The following is a 4107-nucleotide window of genomic DNA, read 5'->3' on the forward strand; positions in this document are numbered from 1 at the left end:
TCGAGTCCAAGTTTCGCTTTCGGCTCCCTTCAGATCCCGCCTCGCGGCGGGCACCCTGTCCTACAGCTCACGGTTCCGGTCATCACGGCCCGTAGAGAACTTGCATCTCCGAGAAACACAACATGCCAGGCGCACAGAAAACATCCCGAATGGCTCAGAGCCATTCGGGATGACATATTCATTCAGTGCCGGAACCGTATTCCATGGACCTTTCGGACTTGAAATGCGGCACGCGTGCACTGTTTCTCAAGTTTCTTGAATCCGACCGCGAAAGGGCTGTCCAGATCGCGACCGACTCAATCGACTATAGACCCTTCGAGATGACCAGCTTCACCAGATCGCCAACGCGGTTGCTGTAACCCCACTCGTTGTCGTACCAGCTGACCAGCTTGAAGAAGCGGTTATTGAGCTCGATACCGCTACCTTTGTCGAAGACCGATGACGACTTGCTGTGAATGAAGTCGCTGCTGACCACTTCGTCTTCGGTGTATTCGAGCACACCCTTCAGATAGGTCTCGCTGGCCTTCTTCATGGCGGCAGAGATTTCTGCGTAACTTGTTTCCTTAACGGTTTTTACAGTCAAGTCAACAACCGAAACCGTTGGCACGGGGACGCGAAGCGCCATACCGGTCAGCTTGCCTTTGACTTCGGGGCAGACCAATGCCACGGCTTTGGCAGCGCCGGTGGTGCTGGGGATGATGTTCTGAGCGGCGGCACGGCCACCCTTCCAGTCCTTCTTGCTGGGTCCGTCGACCGTCTTCTGCGTAGCGGTGTAGGCATGGACGGTGGTCATCAGACCTTCCTCGATGCCAAAACCTTCCTTCAGCAGAACGTGAACAACGGGTGCAAGACAGTTCGTCGTACAGGACGCATTGGAAATGATGTGATGCGACTTCGGATCGTACTTGTCACAATTGACGCCCATCACAACAGTTAGGTCTTCACCCTTGGCAGGAGCCGAGATGATGACCTTCTTGGCGCCGGCGGTGATGTGGCCTTTGGCCTTTTCTGCTTCGGTGAACAGACCGGTCGATTCGATCACGATATCAACGCCGAACGGCTTCCATGGCAATTCTGCAGGGGACTTGGCACTGACGACGTGGATGTCGTGTCCGTTGACGATCAGAATGTCGTCTTCTGCTTTGTCCGGGCTCGACTTCTTCGAACCGACTTCACCAGCAAAACGACCTTGCGTCGTGTCATATTTCAACAAGTAGGCAAGGTTATCAGCGGGGACAATGTCACCCACGGCGACGACCTGTAGATCTTTGCCGACAAGGCCTTGTTCAACCATCGCCCGGAAGACCAAACGTCCGATACGGCCAAATCCATTAATCGCGACCTTCACCGTCACAATACTTCTCCTGAGATGTTTGCCTGAATTGCCTGGCTGAAGCGTGTCCTAACGGACAGCGAGTCCATTTTCAAAGAGATGACCCGCCACAAACCTTCGCCAGACCAAGATCGACAATTCTAGTTCTCCCCCCTCAGCCGAACAAGGTTGCCCTTCTCATGCAGAGCGAAAAAGATGTAGCCCCCTCGAAACAAGGAAACAGAGTAAAATCGACCGATTTATTGAGGTGTACGAGATTCGGCTCGCCTCTTCAGAATATGGATCGGCAACTGTCAATCTGATCTCACCCTGCATGCGTCCGCAAAAGGGTGAGATCGTTGACTCTTGTTTCACCGTCGTGATCTGAGCAGTAGCTCGGTCAGCAGAGCCCCCAATTGCGCGATGCTTCCGCTACTCGTTTTGCCACCCAACACGGGCCTCGACGATCTTGGTTCCGACGGGCCGGCCCGAGATCGGCTCGCCAACATGCATCGGATTCAACTTATTGGAGGCAGGACAGGTAACCGCTTATGGCAGAGGATCTGCCCGCGTAACAGATCCTCCTGGCGACTGTCCGCCCCCGCCGCAGGTCTGACGGACATTTGATTCTTCGTCTCACTGACGTGTCCAAAAAAGCAAGCCCCGTCATATTTCCAGGCTTCGATGAAACCATCCACCGTTAAACGCCGTCATGACGCCACGTGCCCGTTTATCTGCCCATCGATTCTTGCAAGCTGCTACCCGGCTTTTGCTATTTAAGATTCTATTAATCTTCGTGTGAGAGTCCCCATTCGGTGGAATGCAATACTGTTCATCTGCACCATCACGGTTATTGATTTTTCGCCGCTGTTACGCGCACTCATTCCAATTGCATCAAGTACCTGATGCCGGATAATTCTCTTCGTACGGCCAACGTCTGTCATGCTCTCCGTTTTACTTTTTTTCTGGAGGTGACTGCGTATGTCTTTCCGATCCTTACGTAAGGCGTTTACCCTCATTGAACTCTTAGTCGTGATTGCGATTATTGCAGTGCTGATCGCCCTGCTTCTTCCCGCGGTGCAGCAGGCGCGAGAGGCGGCTCGACGAACCCAGTGCAAGAACAATCTAAAGCAACTGGGTCTCGCCATGCACAACTATCACGACACATTCAATATGCTCCCGATTAATAAGTATGATGCGGGCTATACTGATGGATATCGTGGAAACAATCTCTGTGTTCTGATCGGCATTCTTCCCTACATCGATCAGGCACCGCTATATAATGGAATTAATTTCTTATCGGCCAACCTGACTCTTGAACCTGTAAACGGCAAGCGAGTCTGTGACCACCTCATTACCAGTTATATCTGCCCGAGCGATACCGGAGGGGGCGATAAAGATCCGAGCACAGGCGCCGCTCGCTGCAGTTATGCTCCGAGTATCGGGGCCCAACAGATTCAGTCGAATGCAGGTTGTAACCTGGCGACCTGGGCCGGAACCTATCCGGCGGGAATGGGACTCGACAACGACGGTGACGGAGAAGATCCATTCAATCGCGGAAATGTTCGTTCTGACTATGGGAACGGTGGGCAAATATCGGGGCCGTTCGGACGGGGCTACTTTTCTCCGTACGGAGCGAAGTTCAGTCAGCTCTCTGATGGAACCTCGAATACGATTCTCATGGGTGAAATTCTCATGGAATGTAATTTGTACTCTCCGTGGGGATGGGCCTGGCCTGAATCACTGTGGTATGCCACAACAGCCCCGATCAACTTTCCCACCTGCCCAGGACAACCGGGCTACGAGTCGAACCCCTGTTTTTCGAACAATGGAAGCAACTGGAATGCGACGTTCGGATTCAAGTCAAAGCACGTCGGTGGCGCCCAGTTTCTGTTGGGCGACGGCTCCGTTCGCTTTATCGGACAGAATATCGACCGGCTGACCTACGCCCGCCTCGGAGACAAGGCAGATGGGGGCGTGATCGGCGATTTCTAATCACCAGCGATATGTCATGCTGGTGCGTGCGGTACATTTCACCGGGGCAAATCTCGCAGCATCGTCTATCCTGGAATCATCAATTCAGAGTGGCCAGGAGCTGATCAGAAACGCTTTCAACTCAATGTCGCTAACGCTTCGTACGGCAGAAGAAAATTTATCACGCCCCTTGTGATGCAGTCGGAGGCTTGGAGAAGCGCTCGCTCACCTCGCCTGCAGTCGATCTGGTTTTCGTTACATCCTTCTGAAAAGAAAGGACCGTCGTGCGCATTTTTTCTTTGTTGGTACTCTTGATGGCTTCGCTGCTCATCGGCTGTGGAGGAAGCAAGCTTCCTAAAACATATGCTGTCACCGGAGTCGTGACGTTGAATGACAAGCCGCTGGAAGGAGCCGATGTGGTCTTGGTCCCGAGCGACCCGAAGTTACGATCTGCAGGAGGCGTGACCGATGCAGAAGGCCGTTTTACTGTTAAGACGTACTTCGACCCGAGAAATCAGATCCCCGGCGCGATGACTGGTGAGTATGGTGTCGCCGTCACCAAAGTCGAGAAACGTAACGTCTCGGCGGATCTGAAGCCGGAAGATGCGATGGCGCAGACGATGAAGATGGGTCAGGCAAAGTCCCTGATCCCGAAAAAGTACAACTCACCGACTACATCAGGCTTCAAAGTGAGCGTGGGGACATCTGCCCCCTCGCCGCTCAAGCTGGACTTGAAGAGCTGATTAAAGCGGAGCCCGTCAGAATCTCGCTCAGGTTCGCCCCCGATCAGCGCGGCTCCCGATTTCCAGTGGCAGGCCGCT

At 53.5% G+C, this 4107-nt stretch carries 3 protein-coding genes; 2 read left to right on the forward strand and 1 reads right to left on the reverse strand.

All coding sequences use genetic code 11. The annotated features are described in order from the left end of the window. Window positions 1-304 precede the first annotated feature (304 nt). On the reverse strand, window positions 305-1354 hold the full coding sequence (gene gap, locus VGE80_RS07150) for a type I glyceraldehyde-3-phosphate dehydrogenase (protein ID WP_440592162.1): 1050 nt from the start codon (window positions 1352-1354) through the stop codon (window positions 305-307). A 939-nt stretch (window positions 1355-2293) separates the two neighbouring features. On the opposite strand from gap, the gene VGE80_RS07155 reads away from it, so the two are divergent. Together VGE80_RS07155 and VGE80_RS07160 are read left to right on the forward strand one after the other, a co-directional pair. Continuing rightward, entirely contained in the window at window positions 2294-3307 is a 1014-nt protein-coding gene (locus VGE80_RS07155) for a DUF1559 family PulG-like putative transporter (protein ID WP_440592163.1), read from the forward strand. 293 nt (window positions 3308-3600) lie between these two features. Beyond that, complete coding sequence (locus tag VGE80_RS07160) at window positions 3601-4029, forward strand: hypothetical protein (protein ID WP_373651517.1); 429 nt, start codon at window positions 3601-3603, stop codon at window positions 4027-4029. The last annotated feature ends 78 nt before the right edge of the window (window positions 4030-4107 follow it).

The organism is Schlesneria sp. (assembly GCF_036405755.1).
Classification (GTDB): Bacteria; Planctomycetota; Planctomycetia; order Planctomycetales; family Planctomycetaceae; genus Schlesneria; species Schlesneria sphaerica.